Annotated in this window: 26 protein-coding genes; 15 read left to right on the top strand and 11 right to left on the bottom strand. The window is 68.7% G+C overall.

The window, feature by feature from the left end; genetic code table 11:
* Nucleotides 1-18: 18 nt before the first annotated feature.
* From OHA18_RS03110 to OHA18_RS03090, 5 genes are all read right to left on the bottom strand, one after another.
* Nucleotides 19-1,401: a sensor histidine kinase gene (locus tag OHA18_RS03110; protein ID WP_329002024.1), complete on the bottom strand. Its 1,383-nt coding sequence runs from the start codon at nt 1,399-1,401 to the stop codon at nt 19-21.
* 7 nt (nt 1,402-1,408) lie between these two features.
* Complete coding sequence (locus OHA18_RS03105; RefSeq protein WP_329002022.1) at nt 1,409-2,077, bottom strand: response regulator transcription factor; 669 nt, start codon at nt 2,075-2,077, stop codon at nt 1,409-1,411.
* A 64-nt stretch (nt 2,078-2,141) separates the two neighbouring features.
* Nucleotides 2,142-3,059, bottom strand: coding sequence for a hypothetical protein (locus tag OHA18_RS03100; protein WP_329002021.1), 918 nt, complete (start codon nt 3,057-3,059; stop codon nt 2,142-2,144).
* A 4-nt stretch (nt 3,060-3,063) separates the two neighbouring features.
* Nucleotides 3,064-3,978 carry a hypothetical protein gene (locus OHA18_RS03095; protein WP_329002020.1) on the bottom strand — a complete coding sequence of 305 codons (915 nt, stop codon included), beginning with the start codon at nt 3,976-3,978 and terminating at the stop codon, nt 3,064-3,066.
* A 43-nt stretch (nt 3,979-4,021) separates the two neighbouring features.
* Nucleotides 4,022-4,954, bottom strand: a complete 933-nt coding sequence (locus OHA18_RS03090) for a hypothetical protein (RefSeq protein WP_329002019.1) — start codon at nt 4,952-4,954, stop codon at nt 4,022-4,024.
* Nucleotides 4,955-5,120: 166 nt separating this feature from the next.
* Here OHA18_RS03090 and pafA point away from each other — a divergent pair, with 166 nt between their 5' ends.
* The 3 genes from pafA to OHA18_RS03075 all read left to right on the top strand — a co-directional run bounded on the left by pafA (nt 5,121) and on the right by OHA18_RS03075 (nt 8,934).
* Nucleotides 5,121-6,482, top strand: coding sequence for a Pup--protein ligase (pafA, locus tag OHA18_RS03085; RefSeq protein ID WP_130439232.1), 1,362 nt, complete (start codon nt 5,121-5,123; stop codon nt 6,480-6,482).
* A gap of 51 nt (nt 6,483-6,533) precedes the next feature.
* Nucleotides 6,534-7,820, top strand: a complete 1,287-nt coding sequence (locus OHA18_RS03080; RefSeq protein ID WP_329002017.1) for a GNAT family N-acetyltransferase — start codon at nt 6,534-6,536, stop codon at nt 7,818-7,820.
* 142 nt (nt 7,821-7,962) lie between these two features.
* The gene (locus OHA18_RS03075; protein WP_329002016.1) at nt 7,963-8,934 is read left to right on the top strand and encodes an FKBP-type peptidyl-prolyl cis-trans isomerase; all 972 of its coding nucleotides are present in this window, start codon (nt 7,963-7,965) and stop codon (nt 8,932-8,934) included.
* Nucleotides 8,935-8,988: 54 nt separating this feature from the next.
* Here OHA18_RS03075 and OHA18_RS03070 read toward each other — a convergent pair whose 3' ends face one another.
* Nucleotides 8,989-9,483: a hypothetical protein gene (locus OHA18_RS03070; protein ID WP_329002015.1), complete on the bottom strand. Its 495-nt coding sequence runs from the start codon at nt 9,481-9,483 to the stop codon at nt 8,989-8,991.
* A gap of 31 nt (nt 9,484-9,514) precedes the next feature.
* On the bottom strand, nt 9,515-10,615 hold the full coding sequence (locus OHA18_RS03065) for a DUF3866 family protein (protein WP_329002014.1): 1,101 nt from the start codon (nt 10,613-10,615) through the stop codon (nt 9,515-9,517).
* 87 nt (nt 10,616-10,702) lie between these two features.
* Here OHA18_RS03065 and OHA18_RS03060 point away from each other — a divergent pair, with 87 nt between their 5' ends.
* From OHA18_RS03060 to OHA18_RS03050, 3 genes are all read left to right on the top strand, one after another.
* Nucleotides 10,703-11,659 (top strand): helix-turn-helix transcriptional regulator, encoded by a 957-nt coding sequence (locus OHA18_RS03060; RefSeq protein WP_329002013.1) that lies wholly within the window; start codon nt 10,703-10,705, stop codon nt 11,657-11,659.
* A complete protein-coding gene (locus tag OHA18_RS03055; protein WP_329002012.1) occupies nt 11,656-12,627 on the top strand; it encodes a helix-turn-helix transcriptional regulator in 972 nt (323 codons plus the stop codon). Before OHA18_RS03060 ends, OHA18_RS03055 begins: the two co-directional genes overlap by 4 nt.
* A gap of 191 nt (nt 12,628-12,818) precedes the next feature.
* Nucleotides 12,819-14,045, top strand: coding sequence for a cytochrome P450 (locus tag OHA18_RS03050; RefSeq protein WP_329002011.1), 1,227 nt, complete (start codon nt 12,819-12,821; stop codon nt 14,043-14,045).
* Here OHA18_RS03050 and OHA18_RS03045 read toward each other — a convergent pair.
* Nucleotides 14,032-15,222, bottom strand: a complete 1,191-nt coding sequence (locus OHA18_RS03045) for a winged helix DNA-binding domain-containing protein (RefSeq protein WP_329002009.1) — start codon at nt 15,220-15,222, stop codon at nt 14,032-14,034. The two genes, OHA18_RS03050 and OHA18_RS03045, sit on opposite strands and share 14 nt — an antisense overlap.
* 176 nt (nt 15,223-15,398) lie before the next feature.
* On the opposite strand from OHA18_RS03045, the gene OHA18_RS03040 reads away from it, so the two are divergent.
* The 5 genes from OHA18_RS03040 to OHA18_RS03020 all read left to right on the top strand — a co-directional run bounded on the left by OHA18_RS03040 (nt 15,399) and on the right by OHA18_RS03020 (nt 18,570).
* Nucleotides 15,399-15,590, top strand: coding sequence for a hypothetical protein (locus OHA18_RS03040; RefSeq protein ID WP_329002008.1), 192 nt, complete (start codon nt 15,399-15,401; stop codon nt 15,588-15,590).
* A gap of 57 nt (nt 15,591-15,647) precedes the next feature.
* Complete coding sequence (locus OHA18_RS03035) at nt 15,648-15,938, top strand: twin-arginine translocase TatA/TatE family subunit (RefSeq protein ID WP_329002007.1); 291 nt, start codon at nt 15,648-15,650, stop codon at nt 15,936-15,938.
* A gap of 85 nt (nt 15,939-16,023) precedes the next feature.
* Entirely contained in the window at nt 16,024-16,779 is a 756-nt protein-coding gene (gene tatC / locus OHA18_RS03030) for a twin-arginine translocase subunit TatC (protein WP_329002005.1), read from the top strand.
* Complete coding sequence (locus OHA18_RS03025) at nt 16,780-17,652, top strand: diacylglycerol/lipid kinase family protein (protein ID WP_329002004.1); 873 nt, start codon at nt 16,780-16,782, stop codon at nt 17,650-17,652.
* A gap of 93 nt (nt 17,653-17,745) precedes the next feature.
* On the top strand, nt 17,746-18,570 hold the full coding sequence (locus OHA18_RS03020) for a chitosanase (protein WP_329002003.1): 825 nt from the start codon (nt 17,746-17,748) through the stop codon (nt 18,568-18,570).
* Nucleotides 18,571-18,860: 290 nt separating this feature from the next.
* Here the strand turns inward: OHA18_RS03020 and OHA18_RS03015 are convergent, their stop codons facing one another.
* On the bottom strand, nt 18,861-19,346 hold the full coding sequence (locus OHA18_RS03015) for a MarR family winged helix-turn-helix transcriptional regulator (protein WP_329002002.1): 486 nt from the start codon (nt 19,344-19,346) through the stop codon (nt 18,861-18,863).
* Between the two features lie 70 nt (nt 19,347-19,416).
* On the opposite strand from OHA18_RS03015, the gene OHA18_RS03010 reads away from it, so the two are divergent.
* The 3 genes from OHA18_RS03010 to OHA18_RS03000 all read left to right on the top strand — a co-directional run bounded on the left by OHA18_RS03010 (nt 19,417) and on the right by OHA18_RS03000 (nt 24,585).
* Entirely contained in the window at nt 19,417-20,319 is a 903-nt protein-coding gene (locus OHA18_RS03010; RefSeq protein ID WP_329002001.1) for an alpha/beta hydrolase, read from the top strand.
* Between the two features lie 9 nt (nt 20,320-20,328).
* Nucleotides 20,329-23,154, top strand: a complete 2,826-nt coding sequence (locus tag OHA18_RS03005; protein ID WP_329001999.1) for a DEAD/DEAH box helicase — start codon at nt 20,329-20,331, stop codon at nt 23,152-23,154.
* A gap of 162 nt (nt 23,155-23,316) precedes the next feature.
* Nucleotides 23,317-24,585 carry a serine hydrolase domain-containing protein gene (locus tag OHA18_RS03000; RefSeq protein WP_329001998.1) on the top strand — a complete coding sequence of 423 codons (1,269 nt, stop codon included), beginning with the start codon at nt 23,317-23,319 and terminating at the stop codon, nt 24,583-24,585.
* Here the strand turns inward: OHA18_RS03000 and OHA18_RS02995 are convergent.
* Entirely contained in the window at nt 24,582-25,046 is a 465-nt protein-coding gene (locus tag OHA18_RS02995; RefSeq protein WP_329001997.1) for a MarR family winged helix-turn-helix transcriptional regulator, read from the bottom strand. The genes OHA18_RS03000 and OHA18_RS02995 overlap by 4 nt on opposite strands.
* Before the next feature lie 62 nt (nt 25,047-25,108).
* Between OHA18_RS02995 and OHA18_RS02990 the strand changes: the two genes are divergently transcribed.
* Nucleotides 25,109-25,480, top strand: coding sequence for a cupin domain-containing protein (locus OHA18_RS02990; protein ID WP_329001995.1), 372 nt, complete (start codon nt 25,109-25,111; stop codon nt 25,478-25,480).
* On the opposite strand, the gene OHA18_RS02985 is transcribed toward OHA18_RS02990, so the two are convergent.
* A complete protein-coding gene (locus OHA18_RS02985) occupies nt 25,481-26,767 on the bottom strand; it encodes a glycoside hydrolase domain-containing protein (protein ID WP_329001994.1) in 1,287 nt (428 codons plus the stop codon).
* Nucleotides 26,768-26,800: the final 33 nt, after the last annotated feature.

Genomic DNA, 26,800 nt, shown 5'->3' with positions numbered 1-26,800 from the left:
GCATTCCTGCTGCCTGTACTACGAGGTGACGGGCAGCGCGACCGCGAGCGAAGTGCCTGCTCCTGTTGGGCTCTCGACCACCAGCGTGCCGCCGAGGGCCTGGACGCGGTCGTCGAGCCCGATCAGCCCGGAGCCGTTCGCCGGGTCCGCGCCACCACGGCCGTCATCGCGAACGGTCAGCCGCAAGCTGCCGTCGACGATGTCCGCATCGACCAGTACGACGGACGCGTCGGCGTGCTTCGCGGCGTTGGTGAGTGCTTCGGACACGACGTAGTACGTTGCCGCTTCGATCGGCGCCGGGAGCCGGGTCGTGAAGCCGACCGTGACTTCTGCCGGGACCTTGGATCGGCGCGCCAGCATCCGGAGCGCCGGGCCGATACCGCCTTCGGACAGGATCGCGGGATGGATGCCGCGGGCAATCTCTCGCAGTTCGTCCAGCGTGGCCGACAACCCGTCGGCCACCTTGTCCAGCTCCTCCGCCGGGGCGTCCGGGGCTGCTTGGATCGCCCGTACGTCGAGGGCGAGCGAGACGAGCCGTTGCTGGATGCCGTCGTGCAGATCCCGCTCGATCCGGCGCCGCGTCTCGTCCGCCGACCGTACGATGCGTGCCCGCGACGCGGCGACGTCGGCGCTCGCCGCACCGAGCGAGGTCGCCATCGTGTTGAACGTCCGCTCCAGCGAACGGATCTCGCCGACTCCCGTTTCCGGCACGCGTACGCCGAGGTCGCCCGCGGCCAACTGGTTCGCCATCGCGGCCGTGACCCGGACCGGCCGGACGATCGCGCGGGTCAGGTAGATGGTGAAGCCCAGGATGAGTACGACGGAACCGGCGAGCCCGACGATCGCAGCGACGACGGCTTGGTCGGCGACCGAGTCCGAGTGCCGCTGCTCGGCCACTGACAACTGCTGCTCCGGACCGATGAGCTGGTCGAGCACCGACCGGATCTGAGCGACCCTCTGCGCGCCCTCCGCAGTGGCCGCCTCGGTGCGGGCCGCGTCCGGGTCACGGCGCGCAGCCTCGATCTCCGGCATCGAGTAGTCCTGCAGGTACGACGTCACGCTGCGGCTCACCTCCTGAGCCCGAGTGAGCTCATCGGGGCTGCTGGCAACCAACTGCTGTAATGCCGCCGTCTGCGCCGGCAGTTGCGCCTGCGCCGCCTGCCACGGCTGCAGGAACCTCTCCTGTCCGGTGATGACGAAGTCACGCTGACCGGTTGCCAGGTCGGCGACCAGCCGTTCCACCTGGTGCGCACTCGTCAGCACAGCCGCGGTGTGCCGGGCCTGGTGTTCCGACGCACGCAAGCCCTGCACCGAGATCAGCAGCACCACGAACCCGGAGCCGACCAGCACCATCAACAGCCCGCTCGCGACCAGCACCCGACGGGCGACTCCGCCGATCATGTCGTCCTCATGTCGCCGAGCGGTGCACGCCGTCCAGGTAGGTGAGGACGGCGAGGACACGGCGGTGGTCGTCGTCGGTCTCCGGCAGATCGAGCTTGGTCAGGATGCTGCGGACGTGCTTCTCGACGGTCCCCTCGGCGACCCACAGCCGACGTGCCACACCGGCGTTCGAGCGGCCCTCCGCGACCAGCGACAGGACCTCCCGCTCGCGCTCGCTGAGGGCGGCCAGCGGGTCATGCCGGCGCCGGGCGTCGACCAGCTCCCGGACCAGGGCCGGGTCGACCACCGATCCGCCACGCGCCACCCGTCGCAGACTCTCGAGGAACTCCTCGACGTCCGTCACCCGGCTCTTGAGCAGATAGCCGACGCCCTGCCCGGCAGTCATCAGCTGGAGCGCGTGCTCGACCTCCACGTGCGCCGACAGCAGGAGTACCGCGGTCTCCGGGTGCTCCCGGCGGATGACTTCGGCTGCGTCGAGCCCTTCCGTCGAGTGCCCGGGCGGCATCCGGATGTCGACGATCACGAGCTCCGGCACCTCACGTCGTACCAGCTCGAGGAGGTCCGGCCCGTTGCCCGCCGTACCGAGCACGGCGAAGCCGGACCGCTCGAGCAGACTGGCCAGCCCTTCGCGCAGCAGGACGTCGTCGTCCGCTATCGCCACTCGGGTCCGGCTCACGTCTTGCCCCTCGATCGCCTGGTGAGTTCCAGTGTGGCACCGGAAACTCACCAGACAATCGAGCTCACTCGCCGGACAGCTGGTCGTAGTCCTGGGTGTCGTCGTAGTACCGCGAGTAGGCGACCTCACCGAAGGTGCGCGGCACCTTGCCGAGCGCCGTGATCACGGTCGCCTCCCCGTTGGCGTGGCTGAGCGTGTACAGGTACGGCGCTCCGGTCTCCTTGTCCACGCCCAGCACCATCGTGCCGTTGCCGTGGCACTGGGAGGCGACCAGCGCCTCGAACCCCTGCCAGGTGGAGCGCCGTACGACCTTGACGACCGGCTTGCCCGACACCGGGATCCGGATCGTGTACAGGGCCCCGGCGCGGGTGTTGGCGAGGAACGTGTCATAGGTGGCGGTCTGGCTGATCAGCGCCATCGTCTTGACCGCACTGAAGCCGGTGTACGTCGCCTTGCGGGTGAACGACGTACCGTCGACGGTCCAGCGCAGGATGTTGTCACCGATGACGCCGTACGCGCTGTTGCGGACGAGCTTGCTGCCGACGTTGAACCGGGAGTTCTCCAGGTACCGCGCGTCACCCCAGCCGCCGCCGACCGGTGTCCGCTTCACCGACGCCGGATCGACCTCGCCGCCGAACCCCTTCACGTCGTACGTCAGCAGGTTGAGCGTGGATCCCAGTACGACGTACTGCCGCCGGCTCACCTCGGTCTGCTCGTCGTTGACCTGCAGGCCGAGTCCACCGGCCAGGCGGATCTGGTTGTCCGGCATCAGGTCCTTGCCGCCCCACGTGCTCGCACTGGCGCTCGGCGGGACCACCCCGTACAACCCTCGAAGGATGAGGTCGCCACCACTTGTCGTCGAGCCCAGCGCCAGCTGGCAGAACGACGGTGGCGCCGTCGTACCAGCACTCGCCGGTGCGGCCTGAACCAGCGCCCCGGCAGCCATCACTACCCCCAGCAGCCCAGCTGCTCGTTTCTTCATCTGCTCACTCCCCGTAGAGAAGGTCGTCGGCCTCAGAGCTGCCAGCGAAGTATCGGAAGTACGTTTTGTCCTCGGGCGCCACGAGTTGGTCGCCCACCTTGCCCAGGCCGTTGATGACCGTAGCGGCTCCGTTGGCGTGGCTGACGGCGTACAGGTAGGCGGTGCGGGTGTCCTTGTCGATGCCCAGCAGCAGCGTGCTCTGGTTGCCGCACCTCTCGGCGACGAGCGTGTCGAACGCCTGCCAGGTCGAGGCACGCACCTTCTTGACCACCGGAGCACCGGTCGACGGGATCCGGATCGTGTACAGCGCTCCGCCCCGCGTGTTGGCCAAGAAGGTGTCGTAGCCGGCGGTCTGGCTGATCAGCGCCATCGTCTTCACCGCCGAGAACCCGCTGTACGTCGCTTTGGTGCGCCAGGCCGATCCCTCCACGGTCCAGCGTGTGATCGCGTCGTCCTGCAGGGCATAGGTGTTCGTCCGGGTGCCGTACATCGACTGCTCCAGATACGTCTGGTGGATCCAGCCACCGCCTACCTTCGACTTCACGTACGACGTGGGGTCGAGTTGGCCGGTGCTGTTGTCGATGGCGTAGCTGAACCTGTAGAGATCGGCCCCGATGGTCACGTAGCCGCGGCTGACCATGGCCGACGGCGGATCAGGCTCCCAGCCGAGCGACGTCGCCAACCGCACCTGATCGACCGGGAACAGCCCTTTCGGGCGGACGACCGGCTGCCCGGCCGTCACAGGTGCGGTCGCGGTGATCGTCCGGAACTTGTGATCGCCCTGCACGGTCACAGCACCCAGGGTGAGGCTGCAGGCCGCACTCGCCTGGACGAGTGCGGCCTGCGCCGTTCCGGGCATGACGGCCGCTGCCACCATCGCGGCGCAAACCGTGCCCGCCGCGATCCGAAGTCTCTTCATGCCCGAAAGGCTAGGGCTTCTCGAAACACCCGGTAGACCAGTTTCACGCGCCTGAGAGGTTGGTGCCGGCGGTGTAGTAGCGGAAGTACGAGTCGGTGGCTGGGAAGGTTGTGGGGACCTTGCCGAGGCCCTTGATGACGGTGGCGGCGCCGGCGGCGTGGCCTACGGCGTACAGGTAGCCCGCACCGGTGTTCTTGTCGATGCCGAGGAGCAGCGTGCCGTAGTTGCCGCACTTCTCGGCGATCAGCGTCTCGAAGCTCTGCCAGGTCGAGGTGCGCACCTTCGTCACGACCGGCTTCCCGGAGCCGGTCGGCACTTGGACCGTGTACAGCGCGCCGCCGTTCGTGGTGGCCAGGAAGGTGTCGTACGTGCTGCCCTGACCGATCAGCACCATCGTCTTGACGGCGCTGAAGCCGCCGAAGGTCGTGTAGTACTTCCAGCCGCTCGAGGTGACCGTCCACCGGGCGATGAGGCCGTCGGTGAACTGGTTGATCAGCGAGTAGGCGTTGGACCGGACGATGCCCCCGGTGGAGGACCGGCTGAGCTCGACGTACTTGTGCAGGTCGTCCCACCCGCCGCCGACCAGAGTCTGGTTGAAGGTGCCCGGGTTGACCTCCGTACCGGTGCCGTCGGTGATGTAGCTGATGCCGTACATCCGCGGGCCGATGGCGACCAGCCCGGTGCGCTCCTCACCTGCCGGCACGACCAGCTCGGTGCGTACTGCGCTGGGCAGGTGCGCCTGACCGTCTGCGAACAGGTCCTTGGGACCGAGCTGGCGCGGTCCGGCCGACGGAGCCGCCGTGATGGTCTGGCTGGTGTGGTCACCCCCGGTGGTCACCGAGCCGAGGCGGAGGGAGCAAGCGGCGGTCTGGGCCTGAGGGCTCGCCGGAGCGGCCCCGGCGGGTGCGGAGATCAGGGTGCCCGCGGCGAGAGCCCCGACGGCGATCGCACCGAGCGTTCGCCTGTTCTTCGTCATCTGGATGTGCCCTTCTTCGCGTCATCGGAGGCTGGTGCCTCCGATGGATCGATGCGGGCGGAGATCCGATTGTTGCGTCGTTCGGGTGCATCAAAGGGGTAACGCCGGGATGCGGCGCGCCTGAGATCCGACCCGCTTGTCGGAACCGCGCCGTAGTGTGGGTGATGTGAACCGGCGAATCTTCGGTCTGGAGAACGAGTACGGCGTGACCTGTACGTTCCGCGGGCAGCGGCGACTGACCCCGGACGAGGTGGCGCGGTACCTGTTTCGGCGGGTCGTGTCCTGGGGGCGGAGCAGCAACGTCTTCCTCCGCAACGGGGCCCGGCTCTACCTCGACGTTGGCTCCCACCCGGAGTATGCGACCGGCGAGTGCGACTCGGTCACCGACCTGATCGCACACGACAAGGCCGGTGAGCGGATCCTCGAGGGACTGCTGGTCGACGCGCAGAAGCGGCTGCACGACGAAGGCATCTTCGGCGACGTCTACCTGTTCAAGAACAACACCGACTCGGCCGGCAACAGCTACGGCTGCCACGAGAACTACCTGGTCAGCCGGCACGGCGACTTCGCCAAGCTGGCCGACGTGCTGATCCCGTTCCTGGTCACCCGGCAGCTGATCTGCGGCGCCGGCAAGGTGCTGCAGACGCCGCGCGGCGCGGTGTACTCCGTGTCGCAGCGCGCCGAGCACATCTGGGAAGGGGTCTCCAGCGCGACCACCCGGTCCCGGCCGATCATCAACACCCGCGACGAGCCGCACGCGGACGCCGAGCGGTTCCGCCGGCTGCACGTGATCGTCGGCGACTCGAACATGTCCGAGACCACCATGCTGCTCAAGGTGGCCAGCACCGACCTGGTGCTGCGGATGATCGAGGCCGGCATCGTGATGCGCGACCTCACCCTGGACAACCCGATCCGGGCGATCCGCGAGATCAGCCACGACATGACCGGTCGCCGCGAGGTCCGGCTGGCGAACGGCCGCGAGGCCTCGGCGCTGGACATCCAGACGGAGTACCTGACCAAGGCGCGCGACTTCGTCGACCGTCGCGAGCTCGGGACGCCGGCGGTCGAGCGGGCGCTGTCGCTGTGGGAGCGGACGCTGAAGGCGATCGAGTCCGGCGACATGTCCGGGATCGAGCGCGAGATCGACTGGGTGATCAAGTACCGGCTGATCGAGCGCTACCGCGCGCAGAACAACCTCGGTCTGGCGAGCCCGCGGGTGGCGCAGCTCGACCTGGCGTACCACGACATCCACCGGCCGCGCGGGTTGTATTACCTGCTCGAGCGCAAGGGCGCGGTCACCCGGGTCGTCGACGACCTGCGGGTGTTCGAGGCCAAGTCGGTGCCGCCGCAGACCACGCGGGCGCGGCTGCGCGGTGAGTTCATCAAGCGCGCGCAGGAGCGCCGCCGCGACTTCACCGTCGACTGGGTGCATCTGAAGCTCAACGACCAGGCCCAGCGCACTGTGCTCTGCAAGGACCCCTTCAAGTCCCACGACGAGCGCGTCGAGAAGCTCATCGCGAGCATGTAGGTAGCCACTAAATAGTGTGCTTGGTTGCTGTGCGCTGCTTAGAAAGGGCGCATGGCGATTGAAATCCGGCCGATCACCGCGGCTGAGTCCGAGGAGTACCTGCGCGTTCTGCCGTATGTGAACGGCTTTCCGCAGGAGGAGCCTGAGCCGTCGGCCTGGTACGCCGGGCAGGCGGCCTGGCCACCGCAAGTACCACCGACGCCGGCTGACCTCGATCGGTACGCCGAGGAGCTGCAAGCGGACTGGTTCCGCCCGCAGGCGGCGTTCGTCGACGGCAAGATCGCAGGCGGCTCGGCGATCGTGTCGGTGCAGGTCACCGTGCCGGGTGGCCGGCAATTGGCGCTCGGCGGCGTGACATCGACCGCCGTACTGCCGACGTACCGGCGACGTGGGCTGCTGCGGAAGATCATGTCCGCGATGCTGGCGGACTGCCGTGAGCGCGGCGAGTTCCTGGCCGGGCTCAGTGCGAGCGAGGGGACGATCTACGGGCGGTACGGGTTCTCGCCGGCGACGTTCCAGCACCGGTGGGAGGTGCGACGTACCGATGTCTCCTTCCGGTCGGAGTTCACCGACCCGGGACAGCTCGAGTTGGTGGACGGTGTGGTGGCCGCCGAGGTGTGGCCGGTGCTGCACGAACAGGTGCGGGCCGAGCGCGTAGGGGAGATCAGCCTGTTGCCGGGCAAGTGGGACGGGCTCGCCTCGGGTGGATTGCCAGCAGACGGGTCGGGGCCGGCACATCACTTGGTGCATCGTGATGCCGGGGGTTCGGTGGATGGCGCTGCGATCTTCCGATTGCCGTGGTCGCCGGATCCGGCCCAGGTCGGCGTACTGCAGGTGGAAGCGTTCGAGGCGCTGACGTCCGATGCGTACCGGGCCCTGTGGAGCTTGCTGCTCGACTTCGACCTCACCAAGCGAGTGGTTGCTGCACGCCGGCCCGTCGACGAGCCGTTGCGGTGGATGCTGACCAATCCGCGGGCGTTGAAGCTCACGCGGACGCGGGACAACCTGTGGCTGCGCATGCTCGACGTACAAGGAGCTCTGGAGGCGCGGACGTACGCCGCGACCGACTCGCTCGTGCTGGACGTATCGGACGACCTGTTCGGCTCAGGTCACTGGCGCCTGGACGCAGCACCGGACGGATCCACCTGCGCGGCCACCGACCAGACTGCAGACCTCTCGCTCGGCATTGCCGAGCTGGGATCGCTGTACCTCGGCGGTGTCCGCGCGAGTGAGTTGGCGTACGCAGGCCGTATCGGCGAACGCACTCCCGGCGCAGTCTCCCGTCTGGACGCAGTACTGCGACCGGACCGCGCACCGCACAACGCCGTGGGTTTCTGAGCGCCGTGACTGTACGTGGTGTGACTCAACGGTGACGCGGCCAGCCGTCCACCCGGTTGAACCCCCAGGCTAGGGTGGGCGGCGTTGTTGACCGGAGGCTAGCGGCGCGGTTCGCGCCGGGATGGTTCGAGGTGCTGGTTTCGTGCGCAAGTTGTTGAGTCTGGTCGTGGTTGCGGCGCTGGGGTCGTCCCTGGTGGCGTGCGGATCGGACAAGAAGGACGATTTCGGGGCCGCCGGGGTCAAGGTGACCTCCGACTTCGGGCAGAAGCCGACCGTCACCCACCGCGAAGGTGACCCGGACAAGACGCTGGTGACCGAGGTCCTCAAGGAGGGCGACGGTCCCGAGGTGAAGAAGGGTGAGCTGCTCACCGCGAACTACCTCGGCCAGATCTGGCGCGACGGCAAGGTCTTCGACAACTCCTACGACCGTGGTGCGCCGTCGTCGTTCCCGATCGGGGTCGGCGGGGTCATCGCCGGCTGGGACGAGGGTCTGGTCGGCAAGAAGATCGGCAGCCGCGTGATGCTGTCGATCCCGGCCGACAAGGGCTACAAGGAGCAGGGCAACACCGACGCCGGCATCAAGGGTGACGACACGCTGATCTTCGTCGTCGACCTGGTCGGCGAGGCCGCCAACGACACCCCGCTGGACGCGAATCCGGTCACCCCGTCGACGCCGACCAAGATCAGTGTCAGCGGCCCGCTGAACGCCGAGCCGAAGGTGACGGTCGCAGCCGGCACCAAGCCGCCGGCGAAGCCGGGCAAGCCGGTCGTGTTCGCGCTCGGCAAGGGCAAGCCGATCGAGAAGGCCAGCCAGCTGATCGGCCGCTACGTCGTGTACGACTACACCGGCAAGAAGCAGGCCAGCACCTGGGACGGCCAGCCCGCCACCGCGCAGAGTCCCGCGCAGCCGGGCGCCCCGACCGACCAGCTGCAGGTCGGCCCGAGCTCCACCGGACAGACCGGCGCCCTCGACGGCCTCGCCGGCATCCCGGTCGGCAGCCGCGTCCTGGTCGAGCTCCCGGCCTCGAAGGACCAGGCCGGCAAGGTCGTCAACGCGTTCGCGGTCATCGACATCCTGAACGCCTTCCCGGCCCCCAAGCAGACCGGGCAGTAAGCGCTCCGCACCGAAGGACCGGCGCCCCTCGCGGGACGCCGGTCCTTCGGCGTTTCAGCGGGTACGCCGGACCGGGCGGCGACTGAACCAGCGGTTCGAGTCCGGTTGGAAGCTGAGCAGGATCGCGGTGATGACGGCGGTGATGTGGACGCAACGGATCGCCGCGAAGGCGACGAACGACGGGGACCAGTCGAGCGTGCCGAAATCGCCGTTGTGGAGCAGCCAGCCGATCGGGCCGGCCACCAGGGTCGCGATGCCGACGGTGCCGAGCAGGCCGGCGAGCAGCCAGCGGGCCCAGCCGACGCCGGGCCGGAAGTACCGGTCGATGACCACGAACAGGCCGCCGTACACGATCGCCCGGAAGGCGATCTGGAGGATCAGTCCGATGATCGGGATGCCGTCGGCGATCGCGCCGATCGCACCGAGAACGGACTCGGCGACACCGGCACCGACGGCTGTGAACCACAGGGTGGTCGCTCCCCGGACCGCGAGCGGAGGCTCCGGCCGGACGACGTCGTGAATCGTGAGATCGCGGTGCTTGGTCTTCATACCTCTACTGTCGGTGCGCGACCGGCTGCGATCAGGAGTACTGCGTCCCCACTCCCGGTGGAGGTACGTCCACCAGACCGGCTGCGTGGCGGCCTGCTGCGGCTGCGGCCTCGAAGTACGCGCGGTCCTCATCCAGAGCGCGGCCCATCGTGGACAGCTTGACCGGCGCCGCCAGCAGCGCGTCGTACAGTCCGTCCACGCCGACGCGAACGACCCGGTGCCGCGCCTTCAGCGGCTCGGCGGCGTCCCGTACGGCGTCTCCGAAGTCGCCCGGCAGATCCGGTACGACGACGTCGGCCGGCTGGAGCGCCACGCGGCCGTACGCGGTGAGGCTGTGGTGTGAGATGCCGCGGTGTCGCGGTCGGGGGTCAGCCTCGGAGATCCGGAGCGATGCGACGGCCCGGCCGCCCAGTGTGCCGACTGCGTTCACCGCTTCACCGGATTGCACGCCAGAGAAGCCCCAGCGCGTGCCTGTGCCCAGATTGCCCGGTCCTTGGGTGATGACGACCACCTCTGCCGCCAGAACCTGCACTGCCGTCAGCAGCCCGGTGTGGACCGTGACAGCCTCCCGGTCCCCGCCGTACGCCTGGCCGACGGTCACTGTCCCGCTCAGCCATCCAGCGTCCCGAAGGGTCGCCACGTTCCGCGAGAAGGCCAACGGCAGCGCACCGCCGTCCGTCATCACGTAGACGACCCGCGTGGTCGGCCGAGCCTCGTAGATGCCCGCCAGTACGGCAGGCAGAGCAGAGTGCAGGTCCGCGACGACAACCGGCGTACCGAACAGGTCGTCCGCGTCCCGCAGTACGTCGTGATCGGGGGAGTCCTGCTCGTCGGCGCCCAGCACCATCGCCTGCATCGGCGTGTACCGCGCCTTCACCAGATGCCCGCGCTCCGGCGGGTCCTCCGGCAGCCGGTCCGGTACGGCGACCACCAGCGCGTACCCACCTGTGCCCAGGCCGCGGTCGAGCGCGCTCACGTTGAGCAGAACGCGGTCGCCCGCCACCGGCGTACCGACCAGGTCCGGGTACGCCAGGGCGCGCACAGTCTGCGCACCGACCGTCACAGACAGCTCAACTGCCCCGGCCCAGCTCCGGCCGACCTGCGCCACCACACCATCCCGCCAGCGAATCACGCAGCGACCTTAGCGCGTCGAAGGTGTGTTCGAAGTTTCGGTGCGGAAAGGCGGGTTTTGGACGCCCGGAGGCCGTAAGGTGGTCGGGTGTCGGCGCGGAAGAGTGAGCGACTGCTCAATGTGGTCATCTGCCTGCTGGTCGCGCGCACCTACGTGACGAAGGAACGCATCCGCGAGGTCGTCGAGGGGTACGCCGGCCAGACCGACGACGCCTTCGAGAAGATGTTCGAGCGCGACAAGGACGAGCTGCGCGACCTCGGCATCCCGATCGAGATCGGCACGATCGACAAGTTCTTCTCCGACGAGGTCGGGTACCGGATCCGGCGCGACGTCTTCGAGCTCCCCGAGGTGCACCTGGAGCCGGACGAGGCCGCCGTGCTCGGCGTCGCAGCGCGCGTCTGGCAGCACGCCGGCCTGTCCGAGGCGACCACCTCCGCGGTGCTGAAGCTGAAGGCAGCCGGGATCCAGACCGACCAGTCGGCGCTCAGCGCGATCGAGCCTCATGTCGGCGCGTCGGAGCCGGCGTTCGACCCACTCTGGTCAGCTGTGGTCGCGCGGCAGGCAGTGCGGTTCCAGCACATGCGCAGTGGTTTGGCGCAGCCGACCACGCGGACGCTGGAGCCGTGGGGCATCGTGTCGTGGCACGGCCGCTGGTATGTCGTCGGCCGGGACCGCGACCGCGAGGCCACCCGCATGTTCCGGATGTCGCGGATCGGCGGCAACGTGAAGACGGTGGGGGAGCCAGGCGCGTTCACGGTGCCTGAGGGAACAGACCTGCGCTCACTGGTCACCGAGCTGGCGCCGCCGAGTCCCACATCCGAGGCGAAGGTGCGGGCGCGGACCGGCTCGTGTGTGAGCCTGCGTCGCCGCGCGAACGCCATCGAGGAGTACGAAGAGGGCTGGGACCTGCTGCACGTCCCGTACGCCGACTCGTCCGTGCTGGCCGAGGAGATCGCGTCGTACGGTCCGGACGCGGTCGTCGAAGGACCTGGAGACGTCCTGGATGGTGTGCTCTGGCGGCTGCGGACGGTGGCCGGGGCATGAGCAATGCGCGTGACCAGGTGCAGCGCCTGTTGGCCCTGGTGCCGTACCTGCGGGAGAACGACGGCGCGCGGGTCGACGATGTCGCCAAGGAGTTCGGCGTCCGGCCGAAGCAGATCATCGCGGACCTGAAGGTGCTGTGGTTCTGCGGGCTGCCCGGTGCGCAGATGGGCGATCTGATCGAGATCGACATCGAGGCGGCCGAGGGCGACGGCGTCATCCACATCAACAACGCGGACTATCTGGCGCGGCCGTTGCGGCTGGCCGCGGCCGAGGCGCTGGCGCTGCTGACCGCGCTCCGCACGCTGCGCGAGGTGACGGCCGGCACGGACCGGGACGCGGTCGACCGGGCGATCGCCAAGCTGGAGCGGGCGGCCGGGGAAGCCGCGGCGGCGAGCGAGGGCGCAGCGGCGCATGTCCACGTCGAGCCGGCCGCGCCGGAGATCGCCGAGACCGTGAACCGCGGCCTGGCTACGAAGCGGCGGCTCCACCTGACGTACGACGTACCGTCGCGCGACGAGACGACCGAGCGTGATGTGGACCCGATGCGGCTGGTCGTGTCCGAAGGCCGCACGTACCTCGAGGCCTGGTGCCGCCTGGCCGAGGACGTCCGGCTCTTCCGCCTCGACCGCATCGCCGCCGTCAAACTGCTGGATCTGCCCAGCGAGCCACCGCCCGAGGCCACGCCGCGCGACCTGTCGAACGGCATGTTCCAGCCCTCCGAGCAGGACCTGTTGGCGACGGTGAAGCTGGCCCCACCGGCCCGCTGGGTCGCCGAGTACTACCCGAACGAGTCCGTCGAAGAGGGTCCGGACGACTCCCTGATCGTCAAGCTCCGGGTCGCCGACACGTCCTGGCTCCAACGCCTCGTCCTCCGCCTGGGCGGCGCCGCGACGGTCCTGGACCCTCCCGACCTCACCACCCAGATCGCCGCTACTGCACGCGAGGCTCTCTCGGCATACGACGACTGACCCGCACTTCGAGATCACTCGAAGTGATTCACATTTCGCTGCCCGCTGTATCAGATGGGGCCTGACTGCAGTACATCCAGCGACTGTGAAGGGGGGACAGCTATGCGGACTCTGCGCTATCTCATGCGTTCAAGCCGCCGGGGCGACGATCTGCGCGCTCGGCGGTGGACGGCCTATTACATCTACAACTGGTGACAGGCGACGGCGGTCTGCCGCACGAAGGGCGGACCGCCGGTGTCTGGTCGCGCCGGCAGGGGAGGGGCGAAGTCATCGAGACCGTCGATACGTCCGAGGCCGAGACCGAGCAGGTCATCGCCGCACCGGCGGCCGTCCTCGGGCAGTGGTCGAAGCAGCCGCAGCTCGGGGTGCGGGTGCTGACGGGCGGCCGCTTCGTCGTCACCGACCCGCGGCTGGCCCGGACGGTTCTGAAGAGCACGACCGAGCCGCTTCGGGCCGAGTCGGCGCCCTTCGGGGAGATCCCCGGATGGGTTCCCGGCTCCGCGCCCGGTCGTCCCGCCACGGTTGCGATGGCGGCGGCCATCGAATCCGCCGTACAGGCGACATCACCGGACCGGATGGACGAGTTGCTGACCGAGGTCCTGGCCGGCGCCACGCCCTGGCCGGCGGCAGCAGGTGAGCTGTGTCTTCGGCTGGTCGTGCCGCAAGTGCTGCCGAATACAGGCGAGCAGCTGATCGCCCGCTACACCCGGAGTCTGGCCGCGCTCGCCGGACAGGCACACGATCGCAGCCGGGTCACACGCTGGAAGTCGCGACTTGCCCACAGCAGGACCCTGTCCGGCCTGTACGGCGAGCTGTCACGTATCGGTCCGGGCCACGAACTCGTCGACGCCCTGCGTGCCGTCCTCGGCTCGGAGGACGAGGTCACGCTTGCCGTCGACGGCATGATCGGAGCGGCCTGTCGCGCCATGTCGGGCGCCCTGAGCTGGTCCCTTCTCCTGCGGGCAGGCTGGACACCGCAGACGCCGGCAGGCACGGTTCTCCAGGTGCCGCCTGTCCCCGCCGGCGATCCGGTGCGGGAGGCATTGCGGCTGTGGCCGCCGGCCTGGTTGTTGCATCGCGACGTACGGCAACCGGTCGAGATCGGCGACCGCAAAGCGGAGCCGGGCGACCACGTGTTCATCTGTACCTATCTCATGCACCGCCGGCCGGAGATCTGGGCAGATCCCGACTCCTATCGACCCGAGCGGTGGATCGATCCGCCGGAGCGGTATCGGGACGCGTACCTGCCGTTCGGGGTCGGGGCGGCGGCCTGCGTCGGCGCAGGCTTCGTCACCGACCTCTCGGCCCGGTTCCACGCGCTGGGTGGACTCGTCGGGGCCGAGGTGCGGATGATCGGTACTACACCGGTGATGGGACCGCTGTGCGATCCGCCGCAGTTCGTGGTCAGCCCTGGCTGAGCTGCTTCTCCAAGGGGGAGCGGAAGCGTGGTGTGACGCGGACGCCGGCCAGCCAGGTGGTCCAGCGGTGTGCTTCGGACTCGACGAGGGCAGTGGTGTCGCTGCCGACGTCCTCGAGGAGCTCGTAGCGCACCTCGCCGGACTCGGGCTGGCCCCAGCCGCCGATGATCCGGCCGTCGGCCCAGATGGTCGGGCCGATGTTGCCGGTGTTGTCGAATACCTTGGACTTGTGCGGACCGAGGTACCAGTCGCGCTCCTTCCAGCCCATCGGCGTCGGATCCAGACCGGGCAGGAACGCGACCCACGGCTCGACAGGCACCTCAGGTGCCTCGTCGCCGGGCAGCACGTAGCCGACCTGGCCGTCCAGGTCCACAGCGACCGCCTCGACGGCCGCCAGCGCCTTCTTCGTCTGCCCTCCGGTCCATCCGGCCCACCACTGCAGGTCAGCCGCCGTCCCCGGGCCGAACGACGCCAGCCAGGCCCGCGCGAGCATCACCCGAGCCTCCTCCGCCACCGGCCGGTCACCGAGCCCACCGGGCAGCCAGTCTGCAGAAGGCGACCACTGGTGCTGTCCGCTCAGCCATGTCCCCAACGGACGCCCACGCACGATCCGCCCCTCCGCAGACAGCTGGAACAACACGCGGCTCGTCACGTACGGCTGGGCGGCGTACGTCTTCCCGGTCGCCATGTTCAGCCTGGTCCGCAGCCGCGGCTCGTCCGCGGACAGCTCCTGCGCCGTCGCCGATCCGCGCAGCGACAGCGCGGTCGCCGTCGACTCCTCGACCGCCGCGAGCCAGCGCCCGCACGCATCGGCGTCCTCGGCGACGCCGGCCTCGTTCAGATGCTTGACCAGCAGCTTCCGCTGCTTGACGGCGATGTCGTCCGTGCACGCCGCCTGCACGACCGGCGCGAACGGCGTCGGTACGACGAACACCGTCCGGCGCATGCCCAGCATCCGGATCAGCGAGCGGTCGTCGTACAGTGCACGCTCCGTGCCTGCGACGTCACTGTCTGGCACCCGTGCGGCGATGCTCAGGTGCACCGTGGCCGGATCGGTGGCGTGCAACGCGACCATCGACGCGGCCGCCTCGACCGGGTCGTCCGCGTGGCAGCCCGCTCCGAGCCGATGCCGCCGTCCGAGCCGTGCCCGCCGCTCCTCGACCCCGATCTGCGCCATCCGTTACCCCTCACTGCGCCCGAATCCGAGCCGTTGCCATCACCGCGTCGTACCAGCTGTCCCGCGCTGTCACGCTGCGGAGACACTCGGTTTTACCATCACGTTCCGACACCGTTGTCCGCCATGACGCCCCGGCGGGCGTGGGCGACGGCCGGGAACCGGCTAGGCTCCTGGGTATGTACTGGTTCCTGCTCTTCCTCGCGGTGGTGGCGGTGTGGCTGCTCGTCCTCGCCCTGCTCGCGAAGAAGCTGTGGGGCCAGGCCAAGGCACTGACGCGTGAGTTGGTCGCCGCCCAGTCCAAGCTGGACGCTGCGCAGTCCACGGCCGGGTCTGGACAGACCCGCGAGGAAGCGCACGCTCCGGCGTAGTATTCGGCCACGAACTCAGGCTCGAGCCCCGAGTTGATGTTGGAAAGGGAGATCGACATGGCACCGCTCCTCGGTATGCCCCAAGGCGCAGAGTGGCTCGTCATCCTCGCGATCGTCGTGCTGCTGTTCGGATCGGCGAAGCTGCCGGCCCTGGTGAAGCAGCTCGGCAAGTCGAAGAAGATCTGGGAAGAGGAGGTCGGCCCGAAGAAGAAGGACTCGGAGCTGACCCAGGAGGCCTCGCAGCCTCCGGCGCAGCAGCCGGCCCCGCAGGCCCAGGCCGCTCAGCCGAACCAGGTGAACGGCCAGGCGCCGGGCGACGGCCTGCCGCCGACCCACACCGCCAACTGAGCCGAACGCCGCACCTGTGTCGATGGTGAAGTTCGGGCGGCGGAAGGACAAGCAGGACCGCCACCCGAGGGACCCAGAGGGTCGTATGACCCTGCGCGAGCACATTGTCGAGCTCCGTAACCGGTTGCTCATCAGCGTGCTCGCGATCGTGGTGTGCACGATCGCGGCCTGGTTCATCTATTACCAGGCGCTGGAGATCCTCAAGCACCCGTTCGAGACGGCCGTCAAGCCGTTCGCGGAGAACCGGGGCTTGAAGCCACAGCTCACCTTCCAGGGGGTCGGCGACCCGCTGACCTTCCGGATCAAGGTGTCTGCCCTGCTCGGCCTGGTCGTTGCCGGGCCGATCTGGCTGTTCCAGCTGTGGGCGTTCATCGCGCCGGGTCTGCACCGCAACGAGAAGAAGTGGGCGTACCTGTTCGCCGCGATCGCGGCGCCGCTGTTCGCCACGGGCATCGCGCTGGGTTACTGGACCCTGCCGAAGGGCATCCAGATCCTGCTCGGCTTCACTCCGGACCAGGTGCAGAACCTGATCGAGCTCGGCAAGTACCTGGACTTCGTGATCCGGACGTTGCTGGTGTTCGGCATCGCGTTCCTGATACCGCTGGTGGTCGTCCTGCTGAACATGGTCGGGGTGGTGCCGGCCAGCGCGCTGGCCAAGTTCCGGCCGTACATCATCCTGGTGATCTTCGTGTTCGCCGCGGTGGCGACGCCGTCCGGCGACCCGTTCACGATGTGCCTGCTGGCGTTCCCGATGTGCGTGCTGTTCTTCGCCTCCGAGGTGATCGCGCGGATCAACGACAAACGCCGCAAGGTCCGCGCCGACGAAATGCTGGCGGACTGAGTGAGTCGACGCATCGCGCTGGTGGTCAACCCCACCAGCGGTCGTGGCCTGGGTGCCCGGATCGCTCCGGTGGTCCGGGACCGGCTGGCGGCTGCCGGGCTGACGGTTGACGTTCACGCCACGAGTTGCGCCGAGGACGTCGGGCGGATCTCCGCCGAGGTGGTCGCGTCCGGTGCGGACGCGGTCGCCCTGATCGGCGGCGACGGCACGATCCACCTCGGCGCGCAGATCTTGGCGAACTCCGGGATGCCGTTCGGCGTGATCCCGGCCGGCACCGGCAACGACTTCGCCCGCGGCATCGGCGTACCGCTGAAGGATCCGCTCGCGGCGGCGGACCTGGTGGTGGCCGGCAAGACCCGCACGATCGACCTCGCCACCGCGAAGGACGTCTTCATCACCACGGTGGTCGCCGGCGGCTTCGACTCGCTGGTGAACAAGCGGGCCAACGCGATGTCCTGGCCGAAGGGCAGCTCCCGCTACACGGTCGCGACGCTGGCCGAGCTGCGTACGTTCACCCCGCTGGAGTACGTCGTGACCGTCGACGGCGACCCGATCGAGACGCGTGCCATGCTCGTCGCGGTCGGCACCGGGCCGACGTACGGCGGGGGCCTGCAGATCTGCGCCGGCGCCTCGATCGACGACGGCCTGCTGGACGTCACGATCATCCAGCCGGTCTCCCGGCTGACCCTGCTGCAGCTGTTCCCGAAGCTGTCCAAGGGCACCCACGTCGGCCATCCGGCGGTGCGCACGCTCCAGGGCCGCTCGGTCCGGATCGAGTCGCCCGGCATCACGGCGTACGCCGACGGTGAGCCGCTCGGCCCGCTGCCGGTCGACATCGGCATCGCGCCGGGCGCCCTGACCGTCTTCGCCTGAAAACATTAACGTCCGAGCTATTCTCATTTCTGTCCTCCCTCTGATAGGAAAGCTTCCTAACAGTTAGCGCCTCGGACGCCCCTCGGAGGAGTCATGGACAACCGCCCCACCCGCAGGACCGCACTGCTGCTCGGACTGTCGCTCGCCGCCGTCCCCGCCGGTCTGGCCGTCTCCCGCTACGCGCCGCACGCCGACGCCGCGGTGCAGGCGACCGGCCTCGACGATCCCGCGAAGAAGGAGATCGCGATGGAGATCGTCTGCAGCGCGGAGAACTCGTCGCTGGACTGGAAGGCGCAGTACAAGTACATCGAAGACATCGACGACGGCCGCGGCTACACGGCCGGCATCATCGGGTTCTGCTCGGGCACCGGCGACATGCTCGAGCTGGTCGAGCTGTACGCCGACCGGAAGCCCAACAACGTCCTGCAGAAGTACCTGCCGGCGTTGCGCAAGGTGAACGGCAGCGACTCGCACCAAGGCCTCGACCCGAACTACACCAAGGACTGGAAGACCGCCGCCAAGGACACCGCCTTCCAGGGATGCCAGAACGACGAGCGTGACCGGGTGTACTTCAACCCAGCGGTCGCACAGGGCAAGTCCGACGGTGTCCGCACCCTCGGTCAGTTCTGCTACTACGACGCGATCGTCATGCACGGTCCGGGAAACGACTCGACCAGCTTCGGTGGCATCCGCAAGCGCGCGCTCGGCAAGGCCAAGCCGCCGTCCCAGGGTGGCAACGAGACGACCTGGTTGAACGCCTTCCTCGACGCCAGGGTGTGGGCGATGAAGCAGGAGGAGGCGCACAGCGACACCAGCCGGGTCGACACCGCCCAGCGGGTGTTCCTCCGCAACGGCAACTTCGACCTGAACACCCCGCTCGACTGGAAGGTGTACGGCGACCCGTACCACATCAGCTAGTCACCCCGGGCGCGCAGCCGGGCTCTCATCGGACCACCAGGGACGAGGGCCCGGCTGCGTCACGTCCGGCGATAGGCCGCCAGGAAGATGCGTACGCCGCTGCCCACCAGCCGCTCGATCTCGGCCAGTTCCACCGCGACCGCGCCGTACCAGGACCTGCTGTTCTGGGGGATGGGGATCGGCGCCTCGGCCGGGGCTGCTGCGCTGACCGCGATCCTGCAGTCAGGTCTCGGCCATCACGCCGGCGATCCGGCCGGCGTTCGCGGAGACGTTCTGGTGGATCCTCGCTCTTACCGCGGTGACGCTGCTTCCGGCGAGCCTGCTGCCGGGACGCGGTCGGTCCGGCGGTCGGACTCCGCGCGCTGTCTGAGCATGGACAGGCTGGTGGCGAGGTGATCGAGGACTTCGGCCGGCAGGACCGAGCCGACCCAGGTGTTGAGCTCGGCCTCGACAGTCGGCGCGGCAGTGGCGAGGTCGCGTTCGCCCAGTGGGGTCAGTGCGACCAAGGAGGAGCGGCGGTCGTCGGGGTTCGCGGTACGGCGGACGCGGCCGGCCGACTCGAGCCGGTCGACGGCCTTGCTGGTCGCGCCGACGGTGATCGCCATCGCGCGGGCCAGGTCGAAGACCCGGGTCGTGCCGTGGGCCGAGATGAACCGCAGGAACTCGAACTGACCGAGCGGCAGTTCGTGCTCCGCCTTCAGCCGGGCGTCGAGCACGTTGTAGAGCCGCGTTTCCAACCGGACCAGGTCCGTGAACAATGCTGTGAGATCAGTCACGGAATTAGATTCCTCGGAATGTAGTTGGAGAGAACTATATTCCTCGGAATCTATCACCAGGAGACAGACCATGAGCACTGAAGAACGTGCGGCAGCACGGGGCATGATGCAGAAGGCCGAGCTCGGGCGGACGCCGGAGGAGCAGCGGGCCGGCTTCGACGAGCTGTTCGCGAGCCGTCCGCTCGGCGACGATGTGAAGCTCGCTGAGCGGACCCTGGGCGGGGTGCCGGCCCTGGACGTGCGCGTCGACGGCGCCGACGCGGACGGGGTCATCCTCTATCTGCACGGTGGTTCGTACGTCGTCGGTTCCGCCCGGACCGGCGCCAACCTGGCCGCGCCGTTGTCGCGCCGCAGCGGCGTTCCGGCGATCTCGCTCGACTACCGGCTCGCCCCGGAGCATCCCTTCCCGGCCGCGGTCCACGACGCGCTGGCGGCGTACCGGGAGCTGGTCGAGGGTGGTCAGAACGTCGTGATCGTCGGCGATTCGGCCGGTGGCGGGCTCGCGCTGGCGACGATGCTGGCGGCGCGGGCCGAAGGACTCTCGCAGCCGGCCGGCGCGGTCCTCCTGTCGCCGTGGACCGATGTGTCGCTGAAGAGTCCGAGCATGGACAGCCGTGGCGACGACGACCCGCTGTTCAGCCGGGCCAACATGGCCGAGTCCGCGGAGTTCTACCTGGGCGGCGCGGACGCGACGAACGAGCTGGCCAGCCCGATCTTCGCCGACCTGAAGGGACTGCCGCCGCTGCTCGTCCAGGTCGGTACGGCGGAGATCCTGCTGGACGACTCGCTCCGCCTGGTCGCCCGCGCCGCGGAGCAGGATCTCGACGTCAGCCTCGACGTCATCGCCGGCGCGCCGCACGTCTTCCAGTACTTCGCCGGCTTCCTGTCCGAGGCCGACGAAGCGCTCGATCGCGCGGCGGCCTTCATCAAGAACCGGCTGGCCGGGACGGGTTTTGTGGGTGGCGTCGCATAGATTGGAGCCATGAGTACCCCGTCCGAGAAGTACGCCTCGTTCCGCTCGGACCAGGATCATCCTGCCGTGAAGGAGTTCCGGGGGCTCTACGACTTCGAGCTGGACGAGTTCCAGCTGCGCGCCTGTGCCGCCCTCGAGGACGGGCATCAGGTGCTGGTCGCGGCGCCCACCGGGTCCGGGAAGACGCTGGTCGGCGAGTTCGCCGTCCACCTCGCCCTGCAGCGCGGCCAGAAGTGTTTCTACACCACCCCGATCAAGGCCCTGAGCAACCAGAAGTACGCCGACCTCGTCAGCCGCTACGGCAGCGACAAGGTCGGCCTGCTCACCGGCGACAACTCGGTCAACTCCGAGGCCCCGATCGTGGTGATGACCACCGAGGTCCTCCGCAACATGCTGTACGCCGGATCTCAGACCCTCCTCGGCCTCTCGTACGTCGTAATGGACGAGGTGCACTACCTGGCCGACCGGTCCCGTGGCGCGGTCTGGGAAGAGGTGCTGATCCACCTGGCGGATTCGGTCTCGGTGGTCTCGCTGTCGGCGACCGTGAGCAACGCCGAGGAGTTCGGCGACTGGCTGGAGACGGTCCGCGGCAACACCGTCGTCGTTCTGGAGGAGAGGCGGCCGGTGCCGCTGTTCCAGCACGTGATGGTCGGCAAGCGGCTGCACGACCTGTTCGCCGGCGAGGCGCCGACCGCTCGCGTCGGCGCGCCCGACAAGCCGGGCAAGTCCGGCAACCCGGCCAAGGCGAACGCGGCGGTGAAGGCCGACGTGAAGGATCTGGTCAACCCGCAGCTGGTGCGGATCGCCCGCGACGACAACCGGATCTTCCGCGACGACTCGCGCAAACCACGGCGGCGCCGGGACCTGCCGAAGGGCAGGCCGGCCCGGACGCACTTCACGCCGTACCGCTCGGATGTGGTCGAGGAGCTGGACGCGGGTGCGTTGCTGCCGGCGATCTACTTCATCTTCTCCCGCAAGGGGTGTGAGGACGCGGTCGTGCAGTGCCTGCGCTCCGGCCTGCGGCTGACCAAGCCGTCGGAGCGGGACGAGATCAAGCGGGTGGTGGCCGAGCGGACCGCTGACCTGCCGGACGAGGACCTCGGCGTGCTCGGGTACCACGACTTCGCCGAGGCGCTCAGTCGCGGTATCGCGGCGCACCACGCCGGCATGCTGTCCGCGTTCAAGGAGGTCGTCGAGGAGCTGTTCGCGCGCGGCCTGATCAAGGTCGTGTTCGCCACCGAGACGCTTGCCCTGGGCATCAACATGCCGGCGCGCACGGTCGTGCTCGAGAAGCTGTCCAAGTGGAACGGCGAGGCGCACGTCGACATCACGCCGGGGGAGTACACCCAGCTGACCGGGCGGGCCGGGCGGCGCGGGATCGACGTCGAGGGCCACGCGGTGGTGCTCTGGCAGCCCGGGTTCGATCCGCGCGAGGTCGCAGGTCTGGCCTCGACTCGTACGTACCCGCTGCGTTCGTCGTTCTCACCGTCGTACAACATGGCCGTCAACCTGGTCCGTCAGGTCGGGCGGACCAGGGCGCGGGACATGCTCGAGCTGTCGTTCGCGCAGTTCCAGTCCGACCAGGCCGTGGTCGGGCTGGCGCGGCAGGTGCAGCGCAACACCGAGGCGCTCGAGGGCTACAAGGAGTCGATCGAGTGCCACCTCGGCGACTTCCTCGAGTACGCCGCGTTGCGCCGGCGGATCGGTGATCGCGAGGCGTCCGGCTCGAAGCGCCGCAAGCTCGACCGCCGGGTCGAGGCGCAGGAGTCGATCGAGAAGCTGAAGACCGGCGACATCATCCGGATCCCGGCCGGCCGCAGCGCGGGCTGGGCGCTGGTGCTCGACCCGGGCATGCGGTCGGAGCGCGAAGGCCCGCGGCCGACCGTGCTGACGCTGGACCGGCAGGTGCGGAAGCTGTCGATGGTCGACTTCCCGACCCCGGTCGAGGCGATCGGCGTACTGCGGATCCCGCGCAAGTTCAACCCGCGCAACCCGCAGCAGCGCCGCGAGCTCGCCCAGGTACTGCGGACCCGGACCGACCTGCTCGGCGAGGACGGACCGCCGTCGCGCACGCGCGGCAGGGATGCCATCAGTCACGCGGACGATCCCGAGCTGCAGGAGATGCGGGCGGAGTTGCGTGCGCACCCGTGCCACGGCTGCTCGGACCGCGAGGACCACGCCCGCTGGGCCGAGCGGTACTTCCGCCTCGACCGGGAGAACCGTGACGTCCAGCGGAAGATCGAGCAGCGGACGAACACGATCGCCCGCCAGTTCGACCGGGTCTGCCAGGTGCTGGACGCGCTGCACTACCTCGACGGCGACAAGACGACCGAGGCCGGTGATCGGCTCGCCAGGATCTACACCGAGCTCGACCTGGTCGCGGCTGAATGCCTCCGGCAAGGAGTTTTCGACGGCCTGACGGTGCCCGAGCTGGCTGCCTGTCTGGCCGCATTGGTCTACGAGTCGCGGTCCAAGGACGAGCCGACGTCACCGCGGTTGCCGCGTGGCGACGTACGTCTGGCGCTGGAGCGGATGGGGTCGATCTGGCGGGACCTGTCCGCGCTGGAGCGGGACATGCGGGTCGACTTCTTGCGGTCGATGGACCTGAATTTCTGCTGGCCCGCGTTCCGGTGGGCGTCCGGCGCATCGCTGGCCGAAGTGCTGTACGAGTCGGACCTCGCGGCCGGTGACTTCGTCCGCTGGGTCAAGCAGCTCATCGACCTCACCGAGCAGATCGCCGACGCCGCCGGCGACACCGCGCTGCGCAAGACAGCGCGCTCCGTCGTCGACGAGATCCGCCGCGGCGTAATCTCCTACGCCTCGATGGTCGAGTAGACAGCACACCGCTTCACGGCGGCGCTCCTTCCGGTCGTTTTCGGTGGATGGCGTGGTGGGGATGGCGTTTATCTGCCAAGGGCGAAAGTCGTGGGCGAGTAGACCTCTTCGGGTGTAAGACTTTCCTTCGTTGTAAATCCCTGCGCTGAAGGAGAAACGTTCGTGGAGCTGTCGCGCCGGAACCTCGGCAAGCTCGCCCTCGCCACCGGAGCGGTCGCGGCCGTCGGGACCGGGGCCGGATCGGTCCTCAGTCGTTCCGCGGATGCGGCGGCGACGTGGAAGACGACTGGAACCGCAGTCGCGGCCCTGGCCGGATTCGACAACCAGATGAAGACGTTCATGCAGGCCCGCGGCGTCACTGCCGGCCAGCTCGCGGTCACCTACAAGGGCCGCCTGGTGCTTGCCCGCGGCTACAGCACGTCGACCGCGCTGACCGTGCAGCCGACCTCGTTGTTCCGGATCGCGAGCCTGACGAAGTCGTTCACCGCGGCCGCGATCGTGAAGCTCGTGCAGGACGGCAAGCTGAGCCTGTCGACGCCGGTCGGGAACATCATCTCGATCACCCCGCCGACCGGGCAGACCAAGGACAGCCGCTGGTCCACCGTCACGATCAAGCGGCTGCTGCAGCACCTCGGCGGCTGGGACCGCGACGTGTCCGGCGACCCGGAGTGGGAGGACGCCGTGATCTCCCGCGCGCTGGGCGTCCCGATGGAGCTGCACCCCGCGGACGTGATCAAGTACGAGGCCGGCCGGAAGCTCGACTTCAACCCGGGCACCAAGTACGCGTACTCCAACTTCGGATACACCCTGGCCGGCCGGGTGATCGAGAAGGTCAGCGGCCTGAGTTATCCCACCTACGTGCAGCAGAAGCTGCTGACCCCGCTGGGGATCACCCGGATGGCGCAGGGTTACTCGATCGCGAAGCACACCGGCGAGGTGCCCTACGACTCGCAGTACTCCGGGCCTACCGTGCTGGACATGTCAGGCACCAAGGTGGCTGCGCCGTACGGGTCCTTCAGCATGCGGATCCAGGACGCCAACGGCGGCTGGATCGCGAGCGCACCCGACCTGGTGCGGTGGGCGCGTATGTTCGACAAGTCGTCCAGCGTGCTGAACACCGCGTCGCTGAACAGCATCTTTGCGAAGCCGGAGATCGGTGTGAACTCCGACGGCTGGTACTACGGTCTCGGCTGGCAGGTCCGGCCCGTGACGACCGGCGGCACCGGCCGCAACACCTGGCACACCGGGAGCATGCCGGGGACCTTCACGATCATGGTGCGGACCTACAACGGGATGAGCTGGGCCGCCCTGTTCAACCGCCGCGACGACGCCAGCGGCAAGTCGTACGGCGACATCGACGCCGCCCTGTGGACCGCCGCCAGCGGCGTGAAGTCCTGGCCCACGAACGACCTCTTCCCGAAGTACTTCTAGAACATCAACGCCCGGAAGTGCGGCGTACTGACCTGGGCCTCGCCGGCCATGTCGGTCAGTACGTCGCGCAGGGTGTCGATCGCCTCGTCGCCGAATCGTTTGCGCAGGCGGCGTTCGTAGGCCTGATGGAATCTGCGCGCCGCGGCCAGTGCGGCCGTGCCCTGGCCGGTGAGGTGCAGTAGGCGTGCCCGCGCGTCGGTGGGGTCGGGCTTGCGTTCGACGTACCCGCGGCGCTCCATGTCGTCGACGATCTGCGCGGCGCCCTGCTTGGTGATCTCCAGCCGCTCGGCGAGTCTGCTGATCGTGGTCGGTCCGGCGCCGAGTGTCCGCAGCACGAATCCGTCCGACCGGCCCTGGTCGGCGTACCCCTGGGCGGCAATGTGCTCGCGCAGGTCGCGGACGAACTCCTGGTCCGCCAGCAGCAACAAGATCCCGATATCCGGCTTGCCCGATCGCGTCATGACAGTCATGATAGACAAGCTGGCTTGGTCAAGCCAGCTTGTCTAAATGATTGGGGGACGAGATGCAGGTCATTCGCGCGGCCGAGGCGCCGCGGTTCCAGCTGCCCGGGGTCGAGTTCACCGGGCTCGCCGCGCCGAGCCGGGGGTCGGCCGGGTTGTGCACGTGGAAGCTCACGGTCGAGCCGGGGCACGGCGGCGACGCGCCGCACACGATCGACCGCGACGAGGTGTTCATGGTGCTCAGCGGCACCGTGCAGGTCACCCTGGACGGCGACAAGCTCGGCCCGGGCGACGCAGTCGTCGTACCGGCCGGTGAGCCGATCTCGCTGACCAACCTCGGCGAGGGCAAGGCGGAGCTGCACGTGGTCATCACCGCCGGCTTCACCGGTTACATGGCCGACGGCACGGCAGTTCAGCCGCCCTGGGCGCAGTAGTCAGCAACGACGGATCGGTGCGGTGTACGTCGTGTTGCTCGCAGTGGCGACGTAGTAGTCGGTGACCCAGCTGCCGTCACTCAGCCGGTCCCAGACCGCTGTGGTGCCGACCTTGGTGCCGGCTTGCTGGCAGGTGACCCAGGCCAGCGATCCGATCGGCAGCGTGCTCGGGTACGTCGCGTACGCCGTACCCGGGCCGTGCCGCCGGCTCAGACCGCTGATCGTCGTCTGGAAGGGGAAGCTGCAGCCGGGGAGCGGTGCGCTGTAGCCCGGTTTGCTCGGCGTACGCACGTAGTAGTCGGTGACGTACGTGCCGTCGATGAGCTTGTTCCAGACGGAGGTGGTGCCGATCTTCGGTCCGAACGTCTGGCAGACGACGCGGACGCTCGCGTTCGCAACGATCGTCGAGCGGACCGCGTACGCCGTCGACGGACCGGAGTACGAATGGATCGTCGTTCTGACGGTGTACGTGTAGCTGACGGTGGCGACCGGTGCGTCGAAGCGGTCGTTGTCGATGTTGAGCGTCACGCCGCCGTACGTCTCGGTGTGGTCGCCTTGGTACTGCTTGCCGCGCTGTCCGACCGCCCAGAACGTGTTGGGGATACCTGCCCACCCGGTGAGGAGGCTGCTGTTGTCCCAGCGTGCAATCCACAGTGCGTCCGGCCGGGCGTACGACGGCGAGTTGTACGCCGCCGCGAGGTCAGGTGCTCCCGAGCTCAGGTTGGCGTACACACCGGACAGGTAGCGCTGCAGGTGGAGCTCCTTCGTCCAGGCGGACAGGTAGTGCAGGACCGCGGCACGGCAGACGGCGTTCGTGTTGTTGTAGTTCTCCATGTCGTTGTAGAGCGCGCTGCCCGGGAGGAGGCCCAGTGCCTTCGCCTTGGCAACCGCATCGTCCGCGTCCCGTACCGCCTCCCGGTTGGATGCGGTCGTGGACATCTTGTACGTCCGAGTGCCGCAGGGGGCTTGAAGACCCAGGTAGATCGGGACGAGCCGCCACCCCATCGCGGTGACCGAACTGACCCACGCCGGGGTCAGCTGCGGCTGCGCACAGCTCCGGTTGACGCCGCCGAAGTAGATGCCGATCGCCTTGTACGGCGAGGCCTTCCACGCGGTCATCTGGGCCAGTGTCGGCGCCGAGCAGGTGTCGAACGCCAGACCGGTGAACCGAGTCGCCGTCGTACCGGCGTTGTACGTGATCGGTGTCGTCGGCTCGGCCAGTGCTGGCGCGGACGGCCCGACCAGCATGACGGCCAGCGCAGCGACGAGAATCTTGACCTTGACCATGGCGGCCACCCCCTGCTCTCAGTAGACGCTCAG

Origin of the sequence: Kribbella sp. NBC_00709 (genome assembly GCF_036226565.1) — a bacterium.
GTDB lineage: Bacteria > Actinomycetota > Actinomycetes > Propionibacteriales > Kribbellaceae > Kribbella.
This window is presented reverse-complemented; position numbering and strand designations above follow the sequence as displayed.